18 protein-coding genes, 3 tRNA genes, 3 rRNA genes and 2 pseudogenes are annotated in these 24,307 nt (G+C 62.4%); 18 read left to right on the top strand and 8 right to left on the bottom strand.

Annotation, left to right across the window (positions count from 1 at the left end):
* Positions 1-87 precede the first annotated feature (87 nt).
* Positions 88-1,515 carry a dihydrolipoyl dehydrogenase gene (gene lpdA, locus ACFQS4_RS02375; protein WP_497902115.1) on the top strand — a complete coding sequence of 476 codons (1,428 nt, stop codon included), beginning with the start codon at positions 88-90 and terminating at the stop codon, positions 1,513-1,515.
* Positions 1,516-1,600: 85 nt separating this feature from the next.
* Here lpdA and ACFQS4_RS02370 read toward each other — a convergent pair whose 3' ends face one another.
* Positions 1,601-2,101 carry a halocyanin domain-containing protein gene (locus tag ACFQS4_RS02370; protein WP_497902114.1) on the bottom strand — a complete coding sequence of 167 codons (501 nt, stop codon included), beginning with the start codon at positions 2,099-2,101 and terminating at the stop codon, positions 1,601-1,603.
* A 985-nt stretch (positions 2,102-3,086) separates the two neighbouring features.
* Between ACFQS4_RS02370 and ACFQS4_RS02365 the strand changes: the two genes are divergently transcribed.
* The 6 genes from ACFQS4_RS02365 (at position 3,087) to ACFQS4_RS02340 (ending at position 9,446) form a co-directional block, all read left to right on the top strand.
* Positions 3,087-4,560 (top strand): 16S ribosomal RNA (locus tag ACFQS4_RS02365).
* 116 nt (positions 4,561-4,676) lie between these two features.
* Positions 4,677-4,748 (top strand) — tRNA-Ala (locus tag ACFQS4_RS02360).
* Between the two features lie 209 nt (positions 4,749-4,957).
* Positions 4,958-7,869, top strand: a 23S ribosomal RNA gene (locus ACFQS4_RS02355).
* Positions 7,870-8,008: 139 nt separating this feature from the next.
* Positions 8,009-8,129 (top strand): 5S ribosomal RNA (rrf, locus tag ACFQS4_RS02350).
* Together the 16S, 23S and 5S rRNA genes with 2 tRNA genes alongside form the textbook arrangement of a ribosomal RNA operon.
* Before the next feature lie 113 nt (positions 8,130-8,242).
* Positions 8,243-8,318 (top strand) — tRNA-Cys (locus ACFQS4_RS02345).
* Between the two features lie 216 nt (positions 8,319-8,534).
* Positions 8,535-9,446: a DUF8231 family protein gene (locus ACFQS4_RS02340; RefSeq protein ID WP_497902113.1), complete on the top strand. Its 912-nt coding sequence runs from the start codon at positions 8,535-8,537 to the stop codon at positions 9,444-9,446.
* Positions 9,447-9,953: 507 nt separating this feature from the next.
* Here the strand turns inward: ACFQS4_RS02340 and ACFQS4_RS02335 are convergent.
* Positions 9,954-10,027, bottom strand: a tRNA-Lys gene (locus tag ACFQS4_RS02335).
* Between the two features lie 82 nt (positions 10,028-10,109).
* On the opposite strand from ACFQS4_RS02335, the gene ACFQS4_RS02330 reads away from it, so the two are divergent.
* A complete protein-coding gene (locus ACFQS4_RS02330) occupies positions 10,110-11,384 on the top strand; it encodes a M20/M25/M40 family metallo-hydrolase (protein ID WP_497902112.1) in 1,275 nt (424 codons plus the stop codon).
* A gap of 24 nt (positions 11,385-11,408) precedes the next feature.
* Here the strand turns inward: ACFQS4_RS02330 and ACFQS4_RS02325 are convergent, their stop codons facing one another.
* A complete protein-coding gene (locus tag ACFQS4_RS02325) occupies positions 11,409-12,128 on the bottom strand; it encodes a DUF7119 family protein (RefSeq protein ID WP_497902111.1) in 720 nt (239 codons plus the stop codon).
* 85 nt (positions 12,129-12,213) lie between these two features.
* Positions 12,214-12,408, bottom strand: coding sequence for a DUF8595 family protein (locus ACFQS4_RS02320; RefSeq protein ID WP_497902110.1), 195 nt, complete (start codon positions 12,406-12,408; stop codon positions 12,214-12,216).
* A gap of 390 nt (positions 12,409-12,798) precedes the next feature.
* Here ACFQS4_RS02320 and ACFQS4_RS02315 point away from each other — a divergent pair, with 390 nt between their 5' ends.
* From ACFQS4_RS02315 to ACFQS4_RS02275, 9 genes and pseudogenes are all read left to right on the top strand, one after another.
* Positions 12,799-13,173: a DUF8134 family protein gene (locus ACFQS4_RS02315; protein WP_497903207.1), complete on the top strand. Its 375-nt coding sequence runs from the start codon at positions 12,799-12,801 to the stop codon at positions 13,171-13,173.
* A 45-nt stretch (positions 13,174-13,218) separates the two neighbouring features.
* Positions 13,219-14,994: a nitrite/sulfite reductase gene (locus ACFQS4_RS02310; RefSeq protein WP_497902109.1), complete on the top strand. Its 1,776-nt coding sequence runs from the start codon at positions 13,219-13,221 to the stop codon at positions 14,992-14,994.
* Between the two features lie 4 nt (positions 14,995-14,998).
* Positions 14,999-15,328 carry a DUF6360 family protein gene (locus tag ACFQS4_RS02305; RefSeq protein WP_497902108.1) on the top strand — a complete coding sequence of 110 codons (330 nt, stop codon included), beginning with the start codon at positions 14,999-15,001 and terminating at the stop codon, positions 15,326-15,328.
* 64 nt (positions 15,329-15,392) lie between these two features.
* The gene (locus tag ACFQS4_RS02300; protein WP_497902107.1) at positions 15,393-15,881 is read left to right on the top strand and encodes a DUF892 family protein; all 489 of its coding nucleotides are present in this window, start codon (positions 15,393-15,395) and stop codon (positions 15,879-15,881) included.
* A 5-nt stretch (positions 15,882-15,886) separates the two neighbouring features.
* On the top strand, positions 15,887-16,078 hold the full coding sequence (locus ACFQS4_RS02295) for a hypothetical protein (RefSeq protein WP_497902106.1): 192 nt from the start codon (positions 15,887-15,889) through the stop codon (positions 16,076-16,078).
* A gap of 43 nt (positions 16,079-16,121) precedes the next feature.
* Positions 16,122-16,604, top strand: coding sequence for a ribosomal protein S18-alanine N-acetyltransferase (rimI, locus tag ACFQS4_RS02290; protein ID WP_497902105.1), 483 nt, complete (start codon positions 16,122-16,124; stop codon positions 16,602-16,604).
* A 102-nt stretch (positions 16,605-16,706) separates the two neighbouring features.
* The gene (locus ACFQS4_RS02285) at positions 16,707-16,835 is read left to right on the top strand and encodes a DUF7563 family protein (RefSeq protein ID WP_497902104.1); all 129 of its coding nucleotides are present in this window, start codon (positions 16,707-16,709) and stop codon (positions 16,833-16,835) included.
* Between the two features lie 96 nt (positions 16,836-16,931).
* Positions 16,932-19,289 (top strand): MEDS domain-containing protein, encoded by a 2,358-nt coding sequence (locus ACFQS4_RS02280; protein ID WP_497902103.1) that lies wholly within the window; start codon positions 16,932-16,934, stop codon positions 19,287-19,289.
* A pseudogene (locus tag ACFQS4_RS02275) lies at positions 19,253-20,017 on the top strand (sensor histidine kinase); the annotation flags it as partial. The gene ACFQS4_RS02280 and the pseudogene ACFQS4_RS02275, both read left to right, overlap by 37 nt.
* A 157-nt stretch (positions 20,018-20,174) precedes the next feature.
* Here ACFQS4_RS02275 and ACFQS4_RS02270 read toward each other — a convergent pair.
* Both ACFQS4_RS02270 and secF read right to left on the bottom strand, forming a co-directional pair.
* Positions 20,175-21,763, bottom strand: a pseudogene (locus tag ACFQS4_RS02270) (preprotein translocase subunit SecD).
* Complete coding sequence (secF, locus tag ACFQS4_RS02265; protein ID WP_497902102.1) at positions 21,760-22,638, bottom strand: protein translocase subunit SecF; 879 nt, start codon at positions 22,636-22,638, stop codon at positions 21,760-21,762. The pseudogene ACFQS4_RS02270 and the gene secF overlap by 4 nt, the downstream one beginning before the upstream one ends.
* A 118-nt stretch (positions 22,639-22,756) precedes the next feature.
* On the opposite strand from secF, the gene ACFQS4_RS02260 reads away from it, so the two are divergent.
* Positions 22,757-23,182: a DUF7968 family protein gene (locus tag ACFQS4_RS02260; RefSeq protein WP_497902101.1), complete on the top strand. Its 426-nt coding sequence runs from the start codon at positions 22,757-22,759 to the stop codon at positions 23,180-23,182.
* A gap of 126 nt (positions 23,183-23,308) precedes the next feature.
* On the opposite strand, the gene ddfA is transcribed toward ACFQS4_RS02260, so the two are convergent.
* Both ddfA and ACFQS4_RS02250 read right to left on the bottom strand, forming a co-directional pair.
* The gene (gene ddfA, locus ACFQS4_RS02255) at positions 23,309-23,581 is read right to left on the bottom strand and encodes a DdfA family disk-determining factor (RefSeq protein WP_497902100.1); all 273 of its coding nucleotides are present in this window, start codon (positions 23,579-23,581) and stop codon (positions 23,309-23,311) included.
* A gap of 121 nt (positions 23,582-23,702) precedes the next feature.
* Positions 23,703-24,188: an Lrp/AsnC family transcriptional regulator gene (locus ACFQS4_RS02250; RefSeq protein WP_497902099.1), complete on the bottom strand. Its 486-nt coding sequence runs from the start codon at positions 24,186-24,188 to the stop codon at positions 23,703-23,705.
* Positions 24,189-24,307: the final 119 nt, after the last annotated feature.

Raw genomic sequence — 24,307 nt, 5'->3', positions numbered from 1 at the left:
CGCCGTCTCGATCGAAGGGACGAGCCGCGTGTCGGTCGGCGCAATACCTGCCCGTTTTTATATCTCGATTGGATTTGCTCTAGCATAATGGTCGTCGGAGACATTTCGACTGGAACGGACGTACTCGTCATCGGCGCGGGCCCAGCAGGCTACGTGGCCGCGATTCGGGCCGGCCAACTCGACCTCGACGTCACGCTCGTCGAGAAGGAGGCCTACGGGGGAACCTGCCTCAACCACGGCTGTATCCCCTCGAAGGCGCTCATTACCGCCAGCGACCTGGCCCACGAGGCCGGCAACGCTGAGGAGATGGGCATCCACGCCGACCCGGCCATCGACCTCGAGGGAATGGTCTCCTGGAAGGACGGCGTCGTCGATCAACTGACCAGCGGCGTCGAGAAGCTCTGTAAGGCCAACGGGGTCAACCTCATGGAGGGCGTCGCCCACTTCGACGGCGAGAACACGGTCCGCGTCTCCCACGGCGGCGAGGGGCAGGGCAGCGAATCCATCGACTTCGAACACGCAATCGTCGCCACCGGCTCTCGCCCGATCGAGATCCCGAACTTCTCCTACGACGACGAGCCCGTACTCAACTCGCGGCAGGCGCTCGCGCTCGATTCGGTCCCCGACTCCCTGATCGTCGTCGGCGCCGGCTACATCGGGATGGAACTCGCGACCGTCTTCGCGAAACTCGGCACCGACGTGACGGTCGTCGAGATGCTCGACGAAGCGCTCAACGGCTTCGACCCCGACCTCGCCCGCCCGGTCAAAAAGCGCGCGAAGGACCTCGGGATCGACTTCCACTTCGGCTACGGGGCCTCCCGCTGGAGCGAGCACGGCAACGGCATTCGCGTCGAGGCCGCCTCCGAAGACGGCGAGGACACGCTCGAGATCGACGCCGAGAAGGTCCTCGTGGCCGTCGGCCGCGCACCCGTCTCCGACACGCTCGAACTCGAGGCCGCCGGCATCGAAACCGACGAACGGGGCTTCATCCCGACTGACGACCGCGGCCGGACGAACGTCGAACACATCTTCGCCGTCGGCGACGTCGCCGGCGAACCGATGCTCGCCCACGCCGGCAGCAAGGAGGGCCAGGTCGCCGCCGAGGTCATCGCCGGCGAACCCTCGGCGCTCGACTACCAGGCGATGCCCGCGGCCGTCTTCACCGACCCCGAAATCGGTACCGTCGGTATGACCGAGATGGAGGCCGAGGAGATGGGCTTTGAGACGGTCGCCGGGAAGTTCCCGTTCCAGGCCAGCGGCCGTGCGCTCACCACGGGCCACACCGACGGCTTCGTCAAGATCGTCGCCGACGAGGACGCCGGGTTCGTTCTGGGCGCCCAGATCGTCGGCCCCGAGGCCTCCGAACTGATCGCCGAACTCGGTCTCGCCATCGAACTCGGAGCCACCCTCGAGGACGTCGCGGCCACGATTCACACCCACCCGACGCTCTCGGAGGCCGTGATGGAAGCCGCCGAGAACGCGCTCGGACACGCGATCCACACGCTGAACCGGTAGGACCGACGAACCAACGAACGGACCGACGGACGGACCACCAGAATTCGTTCCTGCTCTATACGTACACACTCGAGCGCTGCCTCGTTCAATCGCCGGTTTCAGACTCGACGATCTCGAGTGCCCCCTTCATCCCCCGGTGGTGGTGAGGGGTGCAGTAGTAGGTGTAGACACCCGGCTCGTCGAACGTGAACGAGAACGTCTCCCCCTCGCCGTGGTGCTCGCCGCTGTCGAACGCATCGTCGGTATCGACCACGTCGTGTCGACCGCCCGCACCCGTCCACTCCCAGGTGACCGTCGAGCCAGCCTCGACGCGAACAGCCCGCGGGGCGTATCCCATCCCCTCGCGACCGGTGCCGACCGCGACGACCAGCTCTTCCTCGCTGGCCTCCGTCCAGTCGACGGTTCCCGGATGATCGATCCCGTCGAGGTGTCCATCGAAATGGGGCTCGTCGTCCTCGGCGACGAACGATTCGCCCTCGTAGTAGTCGTCGTCGTCACCGCGTCCGAAGAGACACCCCGATAGTCCCGCGGTCGCCACGAGTCCGATTCCCTCGAGAACCCGCCGCCTGGTCGCTCGCTCGCGCATATACCTAGGCGTTCGGCTTCGTGGCCATAGCTCTCTCGCTCTCGCTCCCGCTGTACAACGTATGTCAACGTCTTCTTACGCGTGCACGCACGACCTACAACGTACGCGGGTACCACTCGATCTGACCCCACCTGCCAGGGAGGGATGACCGATCGATCTCCGCCCGCGAGACACCACTCGACGAGCAGCCGCGCCGTTCGACGGACCTGCCCCCGAATCAGGGGATACATTTATTATCATTTTGACGTTCCTAGAGCACCCGTGGTCGGTGAAAAACCGTGCCATGGTAGCGAGTTCCCACGGAGCTATCGGTTCGACGGCCTTATATACTAACCCTCTCCTCGAATAGAATGCAAACGACGTGGCCCACGCGGCCACGTCCCCTCTGGCCGTTTCCCGGCACGGAGGTTGGCACTGCATTCCACCCTTACACCGGGCGTCGAACCGATCCGACGACCTTAAGTGTGTAAGCCAATTCGGATTGGACGCAACCGTGGTCGGCCTCGCCGGCCACACCGATCCAACGGCCTTATATACTTAGGGGCGTTCAGATTGGAACGCGAACGCCTCGCCGGATGCGATTTCCGGCCGGGCCGCGATCCGATGCCCTTAAGTGTGTAAGGCTACTCGGATTGGATGTGAACGAGGTCGGCTTCGCCGGCTTCGATCCGATCCGACGCCCTTAAGTAAACGAGGGCACTCGGATGCAAACGCAAAGAACGCGTGATCGATGGGGCGTTCAACTCGCTCCATCATCTCGGACTCGGTTCGAAGGGGTTATGTACCCCGGACGACCTACAATGTAGTCCGAAGGAAATGAGGATCTCACCCCTGCGGTCCGCCGTACAGATGGGATCTGATGTTAGCCTTGGTAGTTCGGTGACGCTCGATCGGTTTATCGAGGTTGGTCACCGAACGGACCCATTTAGTGTGAGTGTGTACCTACATTCACCGCCAACTCCTCCAGCTCTGCTGGAGGGATAGCATTCCGGTTGATCCTGCCGGAGGTCATTGCTATTGGAGTCCGATTTAGCCATGCTAGTCGCACGAGTTCAGACTCGTGGCAGATAGCTCAGTAACACGTGGCCAAACTACCCTGTTGAGGGCGATAACCTCGGGAAACTGAGGCTAATAGCCCATACGGCTCGATGCCTGGAACTGGCTCGAGCTCGAAATGCTCAGGCGCGACAGGATGTGGCTGCGGCCGATTAGGTAGACGGTGGGGTAACGGCCCACCGTGCCGATAATCGGTACGGGTTGTGAGAGCAAGAGCCCGGAGACGGAATCTGAGACAAGATTCCGGGCCCTACGGGGCGCAGCAGGCGCGAAACCTTTACACTGCACGACAGTGCGATAAGGGGACTCCAAGTGCGAGGGCATATAGTCCTCGCTTTTGTGTACCGTAAGGTGGTACACGAATAAGGGCTGGGCAAGACCGGTGCCAGCCGCCGCGGTAATACCGGCAGCCCAAGTGATGACCGCTATTATTGGGCCTAAAGCGTCCGTAGCTGGCCGTACAAGTCCGTCGGGAAATCTACTCGCTTAACGAGTAGACGTCCGGCGGAAACTGTTCGGCTAGGGACCGGAAGACCTGAGGGGTACGTCTGGGGTAGGAGTGAAATCCCGTAATCCTGGACGGACCACCGGTGGCGAAAGCGCCTCAGGAAGACGGATCCGACAGTGAGGGACGAAAGCTCGGGTCACGAACCGGATTAGATACCCGGGTAGTCCGAGCCGTAAACGATGTCTGCTAGGTGTGACGCTGGCTACGAGCCAGCGTTGTGCCGTAGGGAAGCCGTGAAGCAGACCGCCTGGGAAGTACGTCCGCAAGGATGAAACTTAAAGGAATTGGCGGGGGAGCACTACAACCGGAGGAGCCTGCGGTTTAATTGGACTCAACGCCGGACATCTCACCAGCACCGACAGTATGCTGTGAAGCTCAGTGTGATGAGCTTAGTGGAGCTACTGAGAGGAGGTGCATGGCCGCCGTCAGCTCGTACCGTGAGGCGTCCTGTTAAGTCAGGCAACGAGCGAGACCCGCACTCCTAATTGCCAGCAACACCCTTGTGGTGGTTGGGTACATTAGGAGGACTGCCAGTGCCAAACTGGAGGAAGGAACGGGCAACGGTAGGTCAGTATGCCCCGAATGTGCTGGGCTACACGCGGGCTACAATGGTCGAGACAGTGGGATGCTACGCCGAGAGGCGACGCTAATCTCCTAAACTCGATCGTAGTTCGGATTGCGGGTTGAAACTCACCCGCATGAAGCTGGATTCGGTAGTAATCGCGCCTCAGAAGGGCGCGGTGAATACGTCCCTGCTCCTTGCACACACCGCCCGTCAAAGCACCCGAGTGAGGTCCGGATGAGGCCGGCGTAACGCCGGTCGAATCTGGGCTTCGCAAGGGGCTTAAGTCGTAACAAGGTAGCCGTAGGGGAATCTGCGGCTGGATCACCTCCACAGACCGGGACTGGGGCGACGCCCCAGCCCACACGCGGTCCGTTCACCGACCGCTCGATCGGCCGAGCGAGCACCTTTGAACTACCAAGGCTAACGTTGTGCCCCCGAGAGGGGGTGGGCCCATAGCTCAGTGGTAGAGTGCCTCCTTTGCAAGGAGGATGCCCAGGGTTCGAATCCCTGTGGGTCCATCTCTCGGGTGACGATGCTGTACTCTTTGAGTACGGCGTCTGATCCCGAATGAACCGATGCACCACCCCGCGCAAGCGTGGGTGGGAAGGGTCGATGCCACCAGCCGTCTACTGGTGGCAGATGAAGACCGTATGTACGTGTAGTCCAGGCGTCCACTGGACCCGTTCCCGGGTCACAACCGCTGCATTCTGTGCAGCACCGATCCGAAAGAACGTGGCTACTGTGCCAACTGGTGGATCGCTCGGCTCGAGAGCCGATGACGGACGTGCCAAGCTGCGATAAGCCCAAGGGACCCGCACGGAGGGGAAGAACTTGGGATCTCCGAATAGGAATCCTCTTGCAATTGCTTAGCGCAATGGGGAACGTCGAGAATTGAAACATCTTAGTATCGACAGGAAAAGAAAGCAAACCGCGATGTCGTTAGTAACGGCGAGTGAACCCGACACAGTCCAAACCGAAGCCCTCACGGGCAATGTGGTGTTCGGACTGACCTGCAACATCCGACCATCGACGAGAAATCCCTTGGAATAGGGTACGAAACAGGGTGACAGTCCCGTACCGTCGATCAGTACGATGGGAGTCAGCTCCAGAGTAGCGGGGGTTGGAAATCCCTCGTGAATCCCGCGGGCATTGACCGCGAAGACTAAACACTCCTCGAGACCGATAGCGAACAAGTAGCGTGAGCGAACGCTGAAAAGCACCCCAAAAAGGGAGGTGCAATAGGGCGTGAACTCAGTTGGCGATAGAGCGACGGGGCATACAAGGTCCCTCTCACAATGAACCAGGTGCGAACCTGTAGTAAGCCGAGAGGGAAGCCGGTGTTCCGTCGTACGTTTTGAAAAACGAACCAGAGAGTGTGCCTGTCTGACGAGTCTAACCCGAGTATCGGGGAAGGCAGAGGGAAACCGATATGACCGCAGTCTTACGACCAGGGTCACCGTGTTCAAGCGCGGGGAGTCAGGCGGGCACGACCCGAAACCGGATGATCTAGGCATGGGCAGGGTGAAGCGTGGCGAAAGCCACGTGGAGGCCCGCTAGCGTTGGTGTCCTACAATACCCTCGCGTGACCTATGTCTAGGGTGAAAGGCCCATCGAATCCGGAAACAGCTGGTTCCAACCGAAACATGTCGAAGCATGACCTCCGCCGAGGTAGTTCGTGGGGTAGAGCGACGGATTGGGGGACCGGACTCCGAGAGGAGTTCGCCCCCTGTCCAACTCCGAACCTACGAACGCCGTCGACGCGGGGAGTCCGGTGCGCGGGGTAAGCCTGTGTACCGTGAGGGAGACAACCCAGAGCTGGGTTAAGGTCCCCAAGTATGGACTAAGTGCGATCGAAGGTGGTCGCAAGCCCTGACAGCCGGGAGGTGAGCTTAGAAGCAGCTACCCTCTAAGAAAAGCGTAACAGCTTACCGGCCGAGGTTTGCGGCGCCGAAAATGATCGGGGCTCAAGTCCATCACCGAGACCAGCGACGTGCGTCACAGCACGATTCCGTAGGTTGGCGTACTGTTCGGGTGGAAGCACGGAAGAGATTTCGTGTGGACCGTGCAGTAACGAAAATTCTGGTCATAGTAGCAGCGTTAGTCGGGTGAGAACCCCGACGGCCGAACGAGTAAGGGTTCCTCAGCAATGCTAATCAGCGAGGGTTAGCCGGTCCTAAGTCAGCCCGCAATTCGAAGCTGACAAAAGGGAAATAGGTTAATATTCCTATGCCAGTGTGCACTCAAAGCCGACGCTTTGGGGCCGCCTCCCGGGCTTTCGCCCGGGTGAACAGTCCAAGACCGTGGAAGCCGTAATGGCACGAAGCGGTCGAATGGCTGGATAACGCAAGAGAGGTCAACCCAGAGCCCGTGAAAAGGCAAGCACACTGTCCGTACCGAGATCCGACACAGGTACTCGTGGCGGCGAAAGCCAAGGTCTGTCGGGAGCAACCGACGTTAGGGAATTCGGCAAGTTAGTCCCGTACGTTCGCAATAAGGGATGCCTGCCACGGAAAGTGGCAGGTCGCAGTGACTCGGGCGCTCCAACTGTCTAGTAACAACACAGGTGACCGCAAATCCGTAAGGACTCGTACGGTCACTGAATCCTGCCCAGTGCAGGTATCTGAACACCCCGTACAAGGGGACGAAGGACCTGTTAACGGCGGGGGTAACTATGACCCTCTTAAGGTAGCGTAGTACCTTGCCGCTTTAGTAGCGGCTTGCATGAATGGATCAATGAGAGCGCCACTGTCCCAACGTTGGGCCCGGTGAACTGTACATTCCAGTGCGGAGTCTGGAGACCCCCAAGGGGAAGCGAAGACCCTATAGAGCTTTACTGCAGGCTGTCACTGAGACGTGGTCGCCATTGTGCAGCATAGGTAGGAGCCGTTACACAGGTACCCGCGCTAGCGGGCCACCGAGGCATCACTGAAATACTACCCGATGGTGACTGCGACTCTCACTCCTGGCGGAGGACACTGGTAGCCGGGCAGTTTGACTGGGGCGGTACGCGCTTGAAAAGATATCGAGCGCGCCCCAAGGTTTCCTCACTCGGGTCGGAGACCCGAGAAAGAGCGCAAGAGCATACGGAAGCCTGACAGTGTCCGGCACAACAACGGACGCTGACGCGAAAGCGTGGTCTAGCGAACCAATTAGCCCGCCCAATGCGGGCAATTGCTGACAGAAAAGCTACCTTAGGGATAACAGAGTCGTCACCCGCAAGAGCACATATCGACCGGGTGGCTTGCTACCTCGATGTCGGTTCCCTCCATCCTGCCTGTGCAGAAGCAGGCAAGGGTGAGGTTGTTCGCCTATTAAAGGAGGTCGTGAGCTGGGTTTAGACCGTCGTGAGACAGGTCGGCTGCTATCTATTGGGGGTGCTACGGTATCTGACGGGAACGTTCGTATAGTACGAGAGGAACTCCGAATGGGTGCCACTCGTGTACCGGCTGTCCGAGAGGGCACGTGCCGGGCAGCGACGCACCACGGGGTAAGAGCTGAACGCATCTAAGCTCGAAACCCACCCGAAAAAGAGATGCCACCGAGATCACTCGTAGAAGACGAGTTCGATAGACTCGGGGTGTACGCACCGAGGCAACGAGGTGTTGAGCCCGCGAGCACTAACAGATCAAGCCACCATTCATTTCGCATGGATCAACCCGTAAGAACGGGTCCAGGCGCTAATTGGACTACACGTACAACACGGTCACAACCGACCAGAGAACCTTAGACACCGTAACCGACCCTGGTACTGTCGCGGTTCGACTCCGCGAGTCGGCATTACGGCGGCCAGAGCGGCGGGGCACCACCCGTACCCATCCCGAACACGGCAGTTAAGCCCGCCCGCGTTTCGGCCAGTACTGGCGTGGGAGACCCGCTGGGAACCCGGCTCGCCGCCGACCCACTCATACACTATTCAACCCTCACGAGCGACTGCGCTCGTGGGGTTTTCGTCTTTACAGCGGGCAAATCGTACCGCTACGCTTAAACGAACGCGGTGGCTACATCCGAGCGCGCCAAGGTGGCAGAGTTCGGCCGAACGCAGTTGCCTGCAGAGCAACCCATCGCCGGTTCAAATCCGGCCCTTGGCTCTTTCACGTTTTGTACCCTGATCCGGTCCCTTTAGACCGCTTCATCTCCTCCCTTCGAGCGCGTCGGTTTCAATTCCTGGAGCCACCTTCAAATCGTCGAGTACCAGTCAATCGCGGTCGATCTCGACCAGGCTCGGCTCGAGCGAATGCGATCCCTGGCTCCACTCTTTCGAGAACTTAGTAACCGTTATACGACGCGCGGACAACGCCTCATACATGCAATTACGCGCAGGGATCGTCTACGCCGTCCTGTTTATGGTGGTCGCTGCGGGCGCGTACGCCGTTATCGCGACCGCGGAATCACCGCAGGTGACGATCGACGAAGCCGATGCGGACTACCAACTCGAGCAGGGTGACGAGATAACGATCGAGGATCGGACGTACAACGTGTCCGAGCTGGACGGGGCTGCTGGAACGGGGACGTTGGAATACGTCAACGATTCCGTTCCAACTGACGTGGCGTGGTCCGGTGCGAGCGCTGCAAATGGTGACGCCTGGGACGATGGCGATACGGTTCAGTTCGAGGAAGAGGGGACGGAGTATTCCGTCTACATTTACGCGCCGCCAGGAGAGGGTGACGGAAACGAGAGTGCCGACGGTGGTGACGGAAACGAAAGCGAGGCCCAACCGGAGACGTTCTTGCTGATCGAATCGGTCGATTCCGAGGAGTACACGTTCCTCGAGCGACCCGACGGCGTCTACGTGATCGTCGAAGAGGACGGCCAAGAGGTCGTTCGCCACGTTACGGAGGTTGACGATATCGACACCCAGGAGTACGCGGTTGGAGATGAGGTGACCTTCTACGAATCCGAGATGGAAGAACAGGTTGACGCTGAGGTGACGACAATCGAGACGGACGAGGTGACCGTCGAGTACACCGGTGAGGATGTCACGGAGGTATCGCTCTCCCACAACGAGGAAGTGATGATCGAGCAGACGCCCTACGGCGTTCACTTCCCAAGCGAGGACGTCGTTTACCTGACCGAGGACGTCGAGAGTTTCCAGGCTCAACACCAGGCAGTCGATGAGCACAACGAGCGAATCCACGGGTTCTGGTGGGCGATCGGACTGTCGGTGATCGCGATCGTGTTGCTGGCCGGGTTGGCGTTCATGCCGCTGCGAGGCTGAGGGCTCGAACTTATAGACGACCACGGTTCGCGTGCCGTTTCGTCAGTGTGGTTGGTATCGGTGTGTTTTCGGTTATCGGTTTTCGGTTTGCGGTGTCTGTAGTCTTTGGCCGTTCTCGAGTGGCAACTGCGGCTCGTTCGGTGCGGTTCGATGCGGTCCGATGCGGTTCAGTGTGGTTCGGTGCGGTTCGACACTCGAGGAACGCTCGTGTCGCTGACGTGGATTGATCTGAACTCGCTGCTCACGAACGTGTTCGCGGCAGGAAAGCGAGACGGGTGCGATTGTGAACCACGCCCAGAAATGCTCGCTTCGCTGTGCCTTTCTGGTCTCTTTCAGATCGCTGTATGATCGCGTTGCTCCTCGCGGTTCTGCTCGGAGCAAGGGGCCAGGCGCGATTTGAACACACGGTCGATCGCTTCCTCGTTCACTTCGTTCGCGAGACTGCGCTCTCCCTGCGTTCAAATCGCAGGGCCGTTTTGCCACTCACGAATGTGCTCGTGGCAAAAGCGGGCCGGGCGCGATTTGAACACGCGACCGTCTGGTTAAAAGCCAGACGCTCTGCCGAACTGAGCTACCGGCCCCGTACTCTCCTCTTTCGGGGACGCGTGGTTAAACGTTTCTTTCTCCCACGGTATTATATCGGGGTCCGACGTGGTCTCGCACATGAATTTCCGCATCTGGGACGACGACCTTCGGGAGTTCGTCGACACGTGCTGTTCGTTCGAGACGACTGCAGGAAACGAGAAGCCGGCCCAGGTGTGGCTGCGCGAGGAACTCGAGGCGGCGGGCTTTCGGACCTACACCTGGGAGGCTGACCCGGCCGTTCTAGCCGAGCATCCGTCGTTCCCGGACGACCCTGACGACATCGAGACGGCGGATCGGCCGAGCGTTGCCGGAGTTTTCGAGTTCGGAGATCCTGACGCGGGGCCGACGCTGGTGTTGAACGGGCATGTCGACGTCGTCCCTACGGGGTCGGGGTGGGAGGGTGATCCGTTCGAGCCCCGGTGGCGCGACGGTCGCCTGACGGCCAGGGGTGCGGCGGACATGAAGTCGGGGCTGGGGGTGTGCGTGTTTGCGGCGCGTCACCTGGCAGAGGTCGCTACGAATACTGACCACGACCCCAACCTGAACGGTCGGATCGTCGTCGAGAGCGTCGCCGGCGAGGAGGAGGGCGGGATCGGTGCAGCCACGGCAGCACTCGAAAATCCCTATCCGTTCGAGCGAGACGCGGCGATTGTCGCGGAACCGACGGAGTTGCGTCCGGTGGCGGCGGTCGAGGGAAGCCTGATGATCCGGATCGGCCTCGAGGGCCGGTCGGCACACGCGGCGACGCGGTGGCGGGGAGCGTCGGTGTTGCCGGCGTTCGAGCGCGTTCGCGAGGAGTGCGAGGCGTTCGAACGGGAACGAAGCGAGGCCATCTCCCATCCGTTGTACGACGAGTTCCCGATTCCGTGGCCGATCTGTATCGGGCGAGTCGAGGCGGGGCGGTGGGCGTCCTCGGTCCCGGACGAACTGACGGCGGAGGTTCGGGTCGGCGTCGCCCCCGGGGAGACGGTGACGGACGTCGAACACGCGCTCCGAAGCCGCCTCGAGTCGCTGTCGGACAATCCGTCCTGGCCGGCGGGGGTCAGCGGGCCAACGATCGAACGGTTCTCGGTACAGTTCGAACCGGCTGAAATCGCGGCGGACGAACCGGTGGTTTCGGCGCTCCAGAACGCGATGGCGGCGCGCGGATTCGACGCCGAGGCAATCGAACCGCGCGGGGCGACCTACGGGGCCGACAATCGACACTACGTCGAGGCGGGGATTCCGACAGTCCTGTTCGGGCCGGGGAGCATCAACCAGGCACACTTCCCGGAGGAGACGATTGAGTGGGACGAGGTGCTCGAGGCAGGGGCGGTGCTGGCAGAGACGGCGCGGGCGTACCTGTCGCAGTGATGGGATTGTGACGCTTTCCCGATGCTACTCGAGTGCGTTCTCGAGTGCGTCCGCAACGATCGTTCCTGGATCGACGCCCTCGAGTGAGGCTCGTCGCCGGAGGTCGCGGTAGGCCGACGCCGGGAGGGTGAGTTCGAGGCGGCCGAGGGTGACGTCGCAGTCGTCGAGTGCGCGCTCGATCGAGGCCCCGTCGTTGACCTGACTGGCGACCTGGCGGACGTCGCGGACGGTGAGGTCGCCGTCGAGGACGGCCCAGGCGAGCAAGAGTCGATCCTCGCCGCCGACGCGGGCGATGTGTTTGGCGGCGGAGGGGGCGATTTCGCCGAGGGCGACCTGTCGACGAACCGATCGGGGGAGGTCGTGGACGCGGGCCCACTTGCGGATGAACGAAACCGTGACCGTCTCGTCGCCCTTGAGGTGGGCGCTCGCTCGCTCGGCGGCGGTTTTGTACGATCCCTCGCCGCGAACGAGCGCGGCACAGGCTGCGGCGCCGCGGAGCATGTAGAGGTGGTCCTCGTCGACGGACCCGGTGGCGAACTGGGCGACGGTTTCGGCCGCGAGTGCGAGACTGTCCGGGTCGTCGGGGTCGAACTGGACGGCCCGGCGAGCGTGGGTTCCCGTGATCGATTCGTCGCCCCGGATGACCGGTGCGCCGACTGGCGATTTTCGATCCGTCGGGATCGGAGGCTCGTTCCCGGGGTCGCCGTCTCGAGTTCGGCGGTCTCCGGTGTGGTCGTCGGTCATGTACCGCTGATAGGGGCGACGTGCCTAAAAAGCGTTTCAGACGGTCCGCTGTGGTTCGTCGAGGGGTGCATCTGGGGCCTCCTCGCTACTCTTCGCGTCGCTCGGCGAGGTGCTCCCAGATTTCCGTACAGCCAGCGCCGACGTCGACGTCCTCGAGGTGGGCCGTGTCGTCCTCACCGGGAGTAGCCTCCGGGGTGGCTCGGTCGCTGACGTCTCCTTCGTTGCCGTTGCTGTCGTCGGATTCGTCCAGCTGGCGTCCGTCGGGTGACGCATTCGTCATCGTGTGTCCTCCGTTGGATCGTCGTTCGGTACCGATCGCGACGCGCCGGATCCGATAGGAGGGAGGTGCAATTCCGGAGCCACGTCGGCGGAGACGTGCTGGCGACTCCGTACCCTGCGTTCGGAGGGCTGGCGGCGTGATGAGCGGTCGTGTGACCGTGACGGATCGTCGGGCATACTCCTCCGTATGGTCGGCCATCGCTTAAGTACGGCTTCGGGTGCAAGCGATACCCCGGCTCCCGTTCTCGGGTAACGATTGCTGGTATCTCTGACGGGCTGAAACGAAAGACGGCGACGCATGCTGGCGATTCCCGTCGAATTCGCCGTCACGACAACGGCGAAGCATTGCACGGGCCGATGGACGAAGGTGGCTGCCACCCGAAGCGAGGGCATGGTCATCTCGTTGCGTACCCTCGACGACGGGGCGTGGATCAGCGTCAACGACTCCCGAACGGTCGGCGCGAGCGACGTCTGGACCCTCGCTCGCGGTCGATTCTGTCGGTGCGAACCGGCGTACGTTCTCCTCGAGGGGTTCACGGACGTCGGCGTGGACGGCACCAGCGTAGTTGCGGGGGCGGTCGGCCGGTGTCTCGAGTGCGGCCGTCACTCATCGCTCGAGGGCCTGCCGGTCGGCCGGGTCGTCGACGGCGAGTTCGAACGGTACGAGGCGTCGGCCGTCCAGGCGACGCTCGAGCAGTCGTCTGGCGGAGCGGTCGAATCGGGCCGGCAAATACCGCCGGAAGGGGCGAGAGGCGGGGAGAACTGACGCCACGGCCGGGGCCTTGTAGGTGGTCCGCGTAGCCCGGTGCAGATGCCAAGCGACGTCGAGAACTGGAAAGACGAACTGTACGGAACCGATATCAGGGAGGCGATCAAGGAGTTCGCTGCGTCGGGGTGGGAGTCGATTCCCGAGGACGAACACGACGCCTGGTTCGAGCGCTTCAAGTGGTACGGGCTATACCACCAGCGCGCCGGCCAGGAGTCCTATTTCATGCTCCGGGTCGGTCCGCCGAGCGGAGTCCTCGAGCCGGGACAGTTTCGCGTTCTGGCCGAACTCGCCAAAGAGTACTCGAACGGGCCCGCCGCCAATCCTGAATTCGGCAACGGCTGGCTCGACGTGACGACCCGTCAGGCCGTCCAGCTCCACTGGATCAACCTCGAGGACGTCCCCGCGATCTTCGACCGACTCGAGGACGTCGGCCTATCGGCGGTGCAGGCGTGTGGGGACTCCTGGCGGAACATCGTCGGCTGTCCGGTCGCCGGGAAGGACGAGCACGAACACGTCGACGCCGGTGCGCTGGCCGACGACCTCCACGACACGTTCAAGCGAAACGAGGCGCACTCGAACCTTCCGCGGAAGTGGAAGGTGGCGGTCACCGGCTGCGACGAGGGCTGTGGGCAGGGCGACATCAACGACCTCGCGTTCGAACCGGCCGAGAAGGAAATCGACGGCGAGACGGTGACCGGCTACAACGTCCGCGTCGGCGGTGGCCTCGCTCGCAACGAGCCCCGCTTCGCCCGCGACATCGACGTCTTCGTCACGCCCGAACAGGCGGTCGAGGTCGCCGGCGGCATCTCGGGCCTGTTCCGGGACTACGGCAACCGCGAGAACCGCTACGCCGCCCGGATGAAGTTCCTCGTCGACGAGTGGGGGCCCGAGAAGGTTCGCGACGTCCTCCAGGAGGAGTACGTCGACTTCGACCTCGAGAGCGCAGGCGAGGACCTGCGCTCGTCGTACTCCTACAACGCCGGCGAGGCCGCCGGGAAACACGACCACGTCGGCGTTCACGACCAACCGGACGGCAATTCGTACGTCGGGTTGAACGTCCTCGTCGGCCGGATCGGCGCCGACGACGCCCTCGAGCTGGCCGACATCGCCGACGAGTACGGTTCCGGCGAGGTTCGTCTCACCCAGCGCCAGAACGTCGTTTTCACGGACGTCCCCGACGAGAATCTGGACGACCTGCTCGCGGAGCCCTTGCTCGAGACCTACAGCCCGGATCCGCATCCGTTTCAGCGCGGCTCGATCGCTTGTACCGGGACCGAGTTCTGCTCGCTCTCGATCGTCGAGACGAAGAACCGCCAGGTCCGATTCTCGCGCTGGCTGGTCGAGAACGCCGACCTGCCCGAGGGCGTCGACGACTTCCACATTCACCTCTCGGGGTGTACCGCGTCGTGCGCCCAGCCCCAGATCGCCGACGTCTCCCTGCGGGGGATGAAGACCCGTAAGGACGGCGAGCCGGTCGAGGCGCTCGACATCGGCCTTGGTGGCGGCCTCGGCGAGAATCCGCAGTTCGCCTCCTGGGTCGGCGAGCGAATCCCCGTCGACGAGGTGCCGGGTGCGATCGCGAACCTGCTTGAGAACTTCGAGGCCCGTCGGGAGGGCCAGGAGAGCTTCCGCGAGTTCGTCGCCGCGCGTGACGACGACGAACTGGCCGACCTTATCGAACCCGAGGAGACCGACTACGAGGATCCGTACATGCACAACACCAAGCGGACCTGGTACCCATACGCCGACCAGGACGCCCTGGACGAGAGTCCCGCGCCGGCGACGCCCGACGGATCGCCGATTCCATCGGACGACTGAGCCCATGGCCGACCGACTCATGCGCGTCACCGCGCACACGACGTTGGACCTCACGGACGCGGTCGTGACAGGGCACGACTTCGAGGACGAGCGAGACGCGGTGGTGGACGCGACCGCTGCCCGGAGACAGCCCGATCACGTCAAACTGCAACTCGAGGTGGACAACATGTCCGAGACGCACCTGCCGGCGCACATGGAGGAAGTGCGCCTGACGTCCGAGCAGGCGCGGGCGCTGGCGGCCGACCTGGAGAATCATGCTGGGCGCGTCGAGGCGGCTGCGGATACGGATTCGGGCTCGAGTTCGAGTTCGAGTACGGAATCACCGTCCGAGTAACCCGCCTGCCATCGCAGGCTGACGACGTTTGTCCCTGCCCGGCGGAGTCCGACCTGGTGGTTCCATGACCGAAACGATCCAGGACCTGTTCGAGCACGGCCTCGAGGACATCTACCACGCCGAGCACCAGCTACTCGACGCGTTGGAAGACCTCGAGGAGCACACGGAACGCGAGGAGATCGCGAACGCCTTCGCCGAACACCGCGAAGAGACCCAGACGCACATCGACCGCCTCGAGGAGGTGTTCGACGCTTTCGGCGAGCCGCCCGAGAAGGAAGAGTGTAAGGGCATCGAAGGGCTGATCGAGGAGTACGAGGAGTTCCTCGAGACCGACCCCAGCCAGGAAGTCCTCGACTACCACAACATGGCGGCCGCCGAGAAGACCGAACACTACGAAATCGCGGCCTACGGCAACCTGATCCCGCTGGCAGCCCAGATGGACATGGGCGACGCGGCCGACCTGCTCGAGGAGAACCTCCGGGAGGAACAGGACGCCCTCGAGGAGCTGAAGACGCTCACCGAGGAGTTCGATATGGGAGCGATCCCGGCCTGATACGTATGGTCGACGACGAGAACGAATCCGGATCCCGAGACGAGAGCGAGTCCGAATCCGACGACGAAGGAAGCGAACTCTCGAAGGAGGAACAGACGCAGTACGGCGGCACGGAAGATGCGAACGACGAGGACGAGAGCGAAAGCGAGAACGAAAACGAGAACGACGGTCAATCCGAAGCCAGCGAAACCGGCTGAACGGTCGCGTACTTATTTTACCCTCACGTCGATACTCCCTCCTGTGACGACCCCGACCGAGTCGACGCGGACTCGAGACGGCGTGACGATCCGCCAGGCCGAGCGGGCCGACCTGCTCGCGGTCGTGCAGATCGAGAACACGTCGTTTCCCCAGCCGTGGCCCTACGATGCGTTCACCCAGTTTCTGGGCGAGCCCGGGTTTCTGGTCGCCGAAACCGACGACGGGCGGGTCGCCGGGTACGTCGTTTCGGACGTGACGCCGAACTACGGCCGCGACATCGGCCACGTCAAGGACGTCGCCGTCCATCCCGACTGGCGCGGCTCGGGTATCGGCTCGGCGCTGCTGGGTCGGTCGCTCGCCGTCCTCGCGAGCCAGGGCGCTCACTCGGTCAAACTCGAGGTCCGAGAATCGAACGACGGGGCGAAACGCCTCTACGATCGGTTCGGCTTCGACCCGCTGCGGCGGGTGCCGCGGTACTACGACGATGGTGAGGACGCAATCGTGATGGTTCGCGAGCTGTCGTAACGCGTTTGCGATACTTGCGACACACCGCCCACTCGTAGCGCTCGCGAACCACCTTGCATACCCACCCACAGCGCTATTCTCACGCTCCACGGAGCCTCGAGTATGGACTTTACACCGGAGTCGAGTACCTGTCTGCGCTGCGGTCGCCCGGTCTCGATCGATTACCGTCGAACCCACGGTGACGAGAACGGATTCGTGGAGACGTGTCCCCGGTGTCGGCGCTCTGGGTGACGCGAAACCAGCATTTGCTAAAATAGTAGGTGATCCATCGATCACCTGGTCTAATTGGGGACCAGAGTTAAGAATCTCCGCGAATAACCTGATTTAGTGAGTAACCAGGTCGAGCGCGGTACGCGACAGCGAGAACCGGACCGCGAGGGTGGGCCGGGGGCGCTGCATCAGCACTCGGAGTTTCGTGGGCCGGTCGAGCCCGAGAACAACCACGACCACTCGAACGACCATTTTGCACTCATCTACGAGCGCCCTGCAGACCAATTTGCATCTGCGATTCCGTTCATCTCCGAGGGACTCGAACGTGGCGAACAGTGTCTGTACGTCGCCGACGACAACTCCAGGGAAGAAGTCGTGGAGGCGATGCGGGACGACGGCATCGACGTGAACGCCGCCCTCGAATCGGGTGCGCTCTCCGTCCTCACACCAGCGGACACCTACTACCGGACCGGCGAGTTCGATCAGACCACCATGCTGGAATTCTGGGAGGAGTCGCTCGAACAGGCGAAAGACGAAGATGGCTATACGGGACTCAGAGCGGCCGCCGAGATGACGTGGGCACTGGAGGGAGACACGAGTGCAGACGAACTGGTCGAGTACGAGGCCGTGCTCAATTCCCTCTACCAGGACGAAGACTACGCCGTCATGTGCCAGTACAACCGAGAGAGGTTCCCGGCGGCAGTCATCCACGACGTTATCAAGACACATCCGCACATCGTCTCCGACAGCACCGTCTCACAGAACTTCTACTACACACCACCCGAGAAGTTCTTCGGCTCCGAGAAGATGGAGGCGAAGGTCGATCGCATGATGCAGACGCTGCAAGAGCGGACGGAGGTGAAGACGGCGTTAACGGAACGACAAGAATACCTGGAGCGAGTTTTCGAGAGTAGTCACGACGGCATCCTCATCGTTGACCCCGAAGCGGACGAGATCGTCGACGCGAACCGGGCCGCAACCGAGATGCTCGGCTATACGTACGACGAATTGGTGGCCCTCGCTCCCTCCGACGTACACCCCAACGAACTCGACGCGTTCCGGGAATTTGTCGAAGGGGTGTTCGAAGACGGCACTGGGTGGACTGATGAACTTACCTGTCGCACCAAGAACCGGGGCCAGATTCCGGCGGAGATCTCTGCGTCTCGGATGGAACACAACGGCCGTCCGGTCCTGCTCGCGGTGGTCCGCGACAATAGCGAGCGCAGGAAGTGGGAACGGGCCCAGCGGCAATTGTACGAGATAACCTCCGATCCCGATCGGGCGTTCGAGGAGAAACTCCAGGACTTGCTCGATCTTGGCTGTGAACGCTTCGATATGGAACTCGGCGGGATCGCCGTCGCTGAACCGGACACTGATCACTTCGAGGTGGAGATCACGAACGGGGAGCACGAACACCTCGTTCCGGGCGACTCGTATCCTCTCTCCGAAACGTACTGCCGTGTGCCTGCGGACGAGGGGGGAACCTGTGCGATTACCGCTCCTGTGAGCGATGGGTTCGAAGGCAAACTGTGCTACGACCAGTTCGGTGTGCGGACGTACCTCGGAACGTACCTCGAATTCGAGGACGACAGTAACCGGACGTTCTGGTTTGTTTCGACCGAACCGAGAGCGGACGCGTTTTCTGAGGCCGAACGGACGTTTCAGCACCTGATGGGGCAGTGGGTGAAATACGAACTCGAGCGCCGCCAGCGCGAGCAGGAACTGCGCGAGCGCACAGAGTATCTGAGTGCACTCATCGAGACCGCGCCCGAGTGCATAAAGACCGTTGCCGCCGACGGCACCCTGCTCCAGATGAACCCCGCCGGGCTCGACATGGTGGAGGCCGACTCGGAATCGGCGGTGATCGGCGAATCTGTCTACGGGCTGATCGCCCCCGAACACCGCGAGACGTTCCGCGAGTTCAACGAGCGGATCTGTCGGGGCGAACGAGGCGTCCGAGTTCGACATCATCGGGCAGACGGCACGCGCCGGCACATGGAAACGCACGCGGCGCCGCTGCATCGCCCCGACGGGACGACGTCCCAACTTGCGTTGACGCGCGACATTACCGAACAGATCGAGCGTGAACGTGAACTCGAACGGACGCTCGATTTACTCGAGAAAACCGAACGCATCGCGGACGTCGGCGGCTGGGAGATCAACCCGGAAACGAAGGACGTGTTCTGGACCGACCACATCTTCGAGCTTCTGGAAGTGGACGCGGACGAGGAACCGCCGCTGGAGGACGCCCTCGACATGTATCACGAGGACGACCAGGGGATCGTCGAGGATGCCGTCGAGAACGCGCTCGTCTCGGGCGACCCCTTCGACGTGGAGGCACGGATTCGTACGAACAGCGGGGACATACGGTGGCTGCGGCTGCAGGGCGTCCCGGAGGTCGTCGATAATAAGGCGGCCTCCTCCGCGGAGCCGTCCAGGATATTACTGAACGCAAACAGCGCGAGAAACGGTTAGAAGAGGTGATCGAGCGACTCGAAGCGTCGAACGAACGGCTCGAGCAGTTCGCCTACGCCGCCTCCCACGACCTCCAGGAACCGCTCCGGATGGTCTCGACTTACCTTCAGCTGCTCGAACGACGGTACGAGAACGCGCTCGACGAGGACGGCGAAGAGTTCCTCGAGTTTGCGGTGGACGGAGCCAACCGCATGCGCGAGATGATCGACGGGTTGCTCGCCTATTCGCGGGTCGAGACGCAAGGTGATCCGCTGGAACGCATCGACCTCGATGCCGTGTTCGACGACGTACTGGCGGATCTTCGGATCCAGATCGCGGGGAGCGACGCCGAGATTACCGCCGACGACCTCCCTCGCGTCGAGGGTGATGCCACCCAGCTCCGCCAGGTGTTTCAGAACCTGCTGGAGAACGCGATCACCTACAGTGGCGACGAGAAGCCCCGGATCCACGCCTCGGCCGAACGCGATGGGGCCGAGTGGATCGTGTCGGTCCGCGACGAGGGCATCGGCATCGATACTGATAATCAGGACTGCATCTTCGAGGTGTTCCAGCGCCTTCACACCCACGGCGAGTACGACGGGACCGGTATCGGACTCGCACTGTGTGAGCGGATCGTTGAGCGCCACGGCGGGGACATCTGGGTCGAGTCAGAGCCAGGCGAGGGAGCGACGTTCTCGTTTACGCTGCCAGTAGCGGCTGGCGAGCGACGGGAAGCTACAGGAAAGTGAGCGAGTGACATCCTCCTCGCCGCAAACGGCGTCACCTCTCTTCGCGTATGCAGCGCGGATCCAGCCAAAGTTAGCCTTCTCCACCAGAACCGACCAGGACATTCGATATCGATTCAGGACTCGAGACGATTAGCGGGCGAAACGCGAAACCGACGAGCTACTTGTCGGTCAGCAACCGGCGCAGGATGTCCCCGTAGGCCGGTCGCGTGATCAGAACTCCGACGAGCACGCCCAGGATCGTGATGATAGCGAACCCGCGGAGGTCGCCCAGGCTGAGCACGGCCAGCGGCGACATAGCGATGATCGTCGTCGCCGCCGCGGCCCCGATGACCCAGAACGCCTTCCGGAACCGGGACTCGAAGACGCGCCTCGAGTTGACGTCGCCCTCGTCTAACACCTCGTCGGCGATGATGACCAGGTCGTCCACCCCGGTCCCGACGACGGCGATGAATCCGGCGACGTGTGAGAGGTCGAGTGGCATCCGCAGGAGGGCGGCGACGCCGAGGAGGATGACGACCTCCGAAAGGGCGGTGACGATCATCGGGAGGGCGACGCGTCGGTCGCCGTAGCGCACGTAGACGACGCCGCTGACGGTGAGAACGGCCAGGATTCCGATCAGCAGCGAGTAGTTCTTGAACTGCTCGGCCAGCGCGGGACTGATCATGTACGTCTGGGCCCGGTCGAAGTCGAGGGGCGCGCGCAGTTCGCCGGCGCGGAGGTTGATCGAGAGCGTCTGGGCCTCCTGCTGGCTGGGCGTGATCATCTGGAACTGGCCGCCGTTGGCCCACTGACCACTTTCCATGTCTGCGGCGAGTCCCGGGGAGACGCTGTGGGCATCGATGACCTCGCCGTCGACCATCGTGAGCAGGCAGTAGTTCGACCCTTCAGCCTCGGGGTTTCCGTAATTACAACTGCTGGGATTCTGGGTGAAGCCGGTCTCGACCATCCGCTGTTGGTACTCTTCGGCAGGGCCGGGGTTGACTGTGACGGGGACGTAGTCGTACCCATCCTCGCCGTTATAGGAGGCTGTCCCGATGCTCCCGAAGTCCTGTTGAACGAGCGCCGTCTCGTTTTGCTGGCCGCCCTCGCCGTCGGGATAGTGCATCACGATCTCGACGATTCCGCGGTACTCGAGCAGGGATCGAAGCTCCTCGGTGGTCATCGCGGGCGCCTCGGTCACGATGTAGTAGGTGCCGTCCATCTCGGCCTGGGAGACCTGGCTGCCCGAGAGACCGGCCTCGTTGATCCGCAACTGGATCGTCGTCTGGATGTCGTCGCGGGTCGCCTGGGTGACGCCCTGTTCGACGTCCTCTTCGGCGACGTCGATGCCGGCTTCCTGGAGCGCCGCGGCGAACTCCGCTTCCGAGACGTTCCCGGTGAAGACTTCGACGCTGACCTCGCCGTTCTGGTGGTCCGTCCGGACGAGGGCGTCGCCGGTCTCGAGGTCCAGTTCCTCCGAGACCGTGGCCTGGATCTCCTGGCCGCGTCGATCCAGTTGGGTTCCTCGGCATCGACGCTCACCTCCGAGACGTGCATCCCCACGACCGGGGCGCTGATCTTCGTCCCGCCGTCGAGACCGAGCCCGAACTCGAGGTTGTGCATGCTCGAGTCGGACTCGTTGGTCGGGTACGTCTCCTCACCGCCCATGACGCCACCGGGAAGGAAGAGCGCGACGAGCGCGACGGTAAGGAAGACGACCAACAACAGGACGCGCCAGTTCGCCTTGATCGACCCGATGGCGCTCATCGGGCCACCCCCTCGAACTTGTACCACCGAAGCAGGCTGAGGTTCAGCAGGTAGGTGTTCATCAGGTCGGCTGCCAGCCCGACGGTGAGGATCAGGCCGACCGAGAGCAGGAGTTCGACGCCGAGCGCCCACGCGGCGACGGCCATGACCAACATTGCCGCCATCGACGTGACGGTCATGGTGATCCCGGTGCGCATCGCCCGGTGGGTGCTCTCGTAGAAGTCACCGCTGCGCCTGAGGATGTGGTTGTTCAGCAGGATGTCCGAGTCGACGGAGTACCCGACGATCAACAGGAGTCCGGCGACGGTTCCGAGCGACAGTGGAATCCCGAGGACGTTCATGAACGCGAGCGGGATCACGAGGTCGGAAAACGCCGAGATGACGATAGCGATGGAGGGAACGAACGTCCGGAAGAGGACGAACGCGATGACGCTCATCCCGACGAACGCGGCTCCGAGGCCGAGCAGCGCCGTCTGCTGGGCGGCCGCCCCGAAACTCGCCGACGTCTCCGCCGAGAGCTGGACGACCTGGTCGTTACCGGAGACGGGCTCGAGGTTCGACTCTGCCTCCGACTGTACGTCCGCGTCGGTCGGCGCGAACTGCACGAGGTACTGGTTCTCGGTGGCCTGGACGGACTGCACCGACTCGGGCTGCTCGCTGAAGGCGGCCTCGATCTCCGCTTCGGAACTCGTCGTCTCGATCGTCAACTCGGTTCCGCCGGCGAAGTCCATGCCCAGTTCGACCGGCGTGCCGTAGACGACGTAGCCGCCGAGGAGAACGAGCAACGCGAAGGCAAGGACGGCGAGTGGAACCGCCGCCAGCTGGCGGTTGGTGTACCGGGTGTAATCGATTTCCGGTACCGCGAAAGTCCCCATATACCCTGGGTGTTGCCGTCGGCGAAAGTAAGCCTTCTCAATTCCATTACGATATTTCAGGTACTGGCTCGGTGAACGAAACGGAACCCGTCATCACGCTCGAGCGCGTAGTCGGCGCATGAAACACTCGAGTGACACGAGTACAGCACGCGACGGAACTGCGGGGAGCGACGCGGTTGCGGAGCCGAACGAGGACGGGACCGACGCACGGATGGCCGCTCGACTGGTCCTCTCGTACCCCGAGGACCTCTCGGACTGGGGGCGGTTTCAGGTCGAGAAGCCTTCGTTCGGAGCGTTCCTCCGCAAGACTCGCGAGCGAGCGGAACCGGGCGACGTCTGGGAGGAGTTCGTCGGCGTCGGCTGCTGTGGGAACACCCTCGACGTCCCCCTGCGCGTCGAGTCCGTCGACGGCGGGGCGCGAATCGGGCCGGAGACCGAGATCGACTACGATGTCAGGAAGCCTGCGGCCTCGATGGGGCTGGCGCGTCCAAAGTGCAGGCGGACCACGCCGTTCGTGAGCGGTTTCGCGTCCAGAGCGCGGTGAACAGCAGGATAGTTAGCGAGCGCGGGCCGAGGAATATTTGGCTATCAGACGGCTCACTCACCGCTGTGGGCGTGTGACCCGAGTGAATAATGGATCCGGTCCGATCGCCACGACCGCTCGTGGTCGCTACCGTTCAGTGTTGTTTCTCACGGAAACGTCCCCGTTCCCCCGGACGGTGACGTCGTAGCCCAGGTACTCGAACGAAACCTGACCGGATTCGCGCGGTCGGCCGCGACTGGTCGGCGCGAAGAGCGCGTTGAGTGCCTCGGGGTCGATCACGTCGTAAAGCGGCGGCTGTAGCTCCATCGGATCCGTTCCTTCTCGATCTGCGACGAGTTCGACGACGGCCGTGACGGGCGAACTGGAGGAGACTGATTGCGTGGGTGAAACGGATTCCATCATCGCTAGGCAGCCGTTGGATACGTATAAACCCCGTCACCAGTTGTGGAAGGCCTGGATTTTACCATCGAACGCTGCTTATTCCACAGAAAACGGGCTGAATTTCCGGCGAGACCGTTTCTCACCCCTCTCTCGAGGGGACGTCCTTGCCGAAGTGGTCGAACGGCTGGACGTACTCGTCGTCGAGCACGTCCGACCGAACGATCTCGAGGCCGCACTCGCGAATCGAGTTCGCGATGTTCGACACGTCGTTCGTGTCCGTACCGACGACTCTGATGTGGTAGTTCTCCCGACCGGCGAGCAGCTTCCGGACGGAGACGACGCCGTGTTTTTCCAGCAAGTCCTCGGTGAGCGGTTCGGACGGATCGCTGGCGGTGCAGGTGAAGAGGATCGACAGCTGATAGCCCGCCTGCTCGTAGTCGATCTTCGGAATGTATCCCCTGATCACGCCCTCGTCCTCAAGTGCTTCGATTCGATTCCGGACGGTGCTCGCGGAGACGCCCACGGCCTCCCCGATTTCCCTGGCTCTGTTGTTCCGGGCGTCCGTCTGTAGTATGTGAAGGATCCCCCGGTCAACCTCGTCGAGTGCTGACTGTCGTTCACCCATGCTCGGCGGTACCGGGGAAGAAGCGGTGTATCTTGTGTGCGCAGATGTCTGGTCGTCATTACCAGATCGAGCGTTGCCGAATCGATCTCCAATCGCTACAGATCAACTCGCCCTCGAGG

It is taken from the genome of Saliphagus sp. GCM10025317, assembly GCF_042663665.1.
Classification (GTDB): Archaea; Halobacteriota; Halobacteria; order Halobacteriales; family Natrialbaceae; genus Natronosalvus.
Note: the sequence above shows the minus strand (reverse complement) of the source record. Positions and strands in the feature narration are given on the sequence as shown.

What these genes read in the sequence shown, in the direction of transcription:
- ACFQS4_RS02310 (WP_497902109.1), top strand. Translation starts at nt 13,219, where the DNA reads ATGCCAAGCGACGTCGAGAACTGGAAAGACGAACTGTACGGAACCGAT.
- ACFQS4_RS02250 (WP_497902099.1), bottom strand. Translation starts at nt 24,188, where the DNA reads ATGGGTGAACGACAGTCAGCACTCGACGAGGTTGACCGGGGGATCCTT.
- ACFQS4_RS02305 (WP_497902108.1), top strand. Translation starts at nt 14,999, where the DNA reads ATGGCCGACCGACTCATGCGCGTCACCGCGCACACGACGTTGGACCTC.
- ACFQS4_RS02315 (WP_497903207.1), top strand. Translation starts at nt 12,799, where the DNA reads ATGGTCATCTCGTTGCGTACCCTCGACGACGGGGCGTGGATCAGCGTC.
- ACFQS4_RS02320 (WP_497902110.1), bottom strand. Translation starts at nt 12,408, where the DNA reads ATGACGAATGCGTCACCCGACGGACGCCAGCTGGACGAATCCGACGAC.
- ACFQS4_RS02285 (WP_497902104.1), top strand. Translation starts at nt 16,707, where the DNA reads ATGGACTTTACACCGGAGTCGAGTACCTGTCTGCGCTGCGGTCGCCCG.
- ACFQS4_RS02260 (WP_497902101.1), top strand. Translation starts at nt 22,757, where the DNA reads ATGAAACACTCGAGTGACACGAGTACAGCACGCGACGGAACTGCGGGG.
- secF (WP_497902102.1), bottom strand. Translation starts at nt 22,638, where the DNA reads ATGGGGACTTTCGCGGTACCGGAAATCGATTACACCCGGTACACCAAC.
- ACFQS4_RS02295 (WP_497902106.1), top strand. Translation starts at nt 15,887, where the DNA reads ATGGTCGACGACGAGAACGAATCCGGATCCCGAGACGAGAGCGAGTCC.
- ACFQS4_RS02370 (WP_497902114.1), bottom strand. Translation starts at nt 2,101, where the DNA reads ATGCGCGAGCGAGCGACCAGGCGGCGGGTTCTCGAGGGAATCGGACTC.
- ddfA (WP_497902100.1), bottom strand. Translation starts at nt 23,581, where the DNA reads ATGGAATCCGTTTCACCCACGCAATCAGTCTCCTCCAGTTCGCCCGTC.
- ACFQS4_RS02325 (WP_497902111.1), bottom strand. Translation starts at nt 12,128, where the DNA reads ATGACCGACGACCACACCGGAGACCGCCGAACTCGAGACGGCGACCCC.
- ACFQS4_RS02330 (WP_497902112.1), top strand. Translation starts at nt 10,110, where the DNA reads ATGAATTTCCGCATCTGGGACGACGACCTTCGGGAGTTCGTCGACACG.
- ACFQS4_RS02300 (WP_497902107.1), top strand. Translation starts at nt 15,393, where the DNA reads ATGACCGAAACGATCCAGGACCTGTTCGAGCACGGCCTCGAGGACATC.
- ACFQS4_RS02340 (WP_497902113.1), top strand. Translation starts at nt 8,535, where the DNA reads ATGCAATTACGCGCAGGGATCGTCTACGCCGTCCTGTTTATGGTGGTC.
- lpdA (WP_497902115.1), top strand. Translation starts at nt 88, where the DNA reads ATGGTCGTCGGAGACATTTCGACTGGAACGGACGTACTCGTCATCGGC.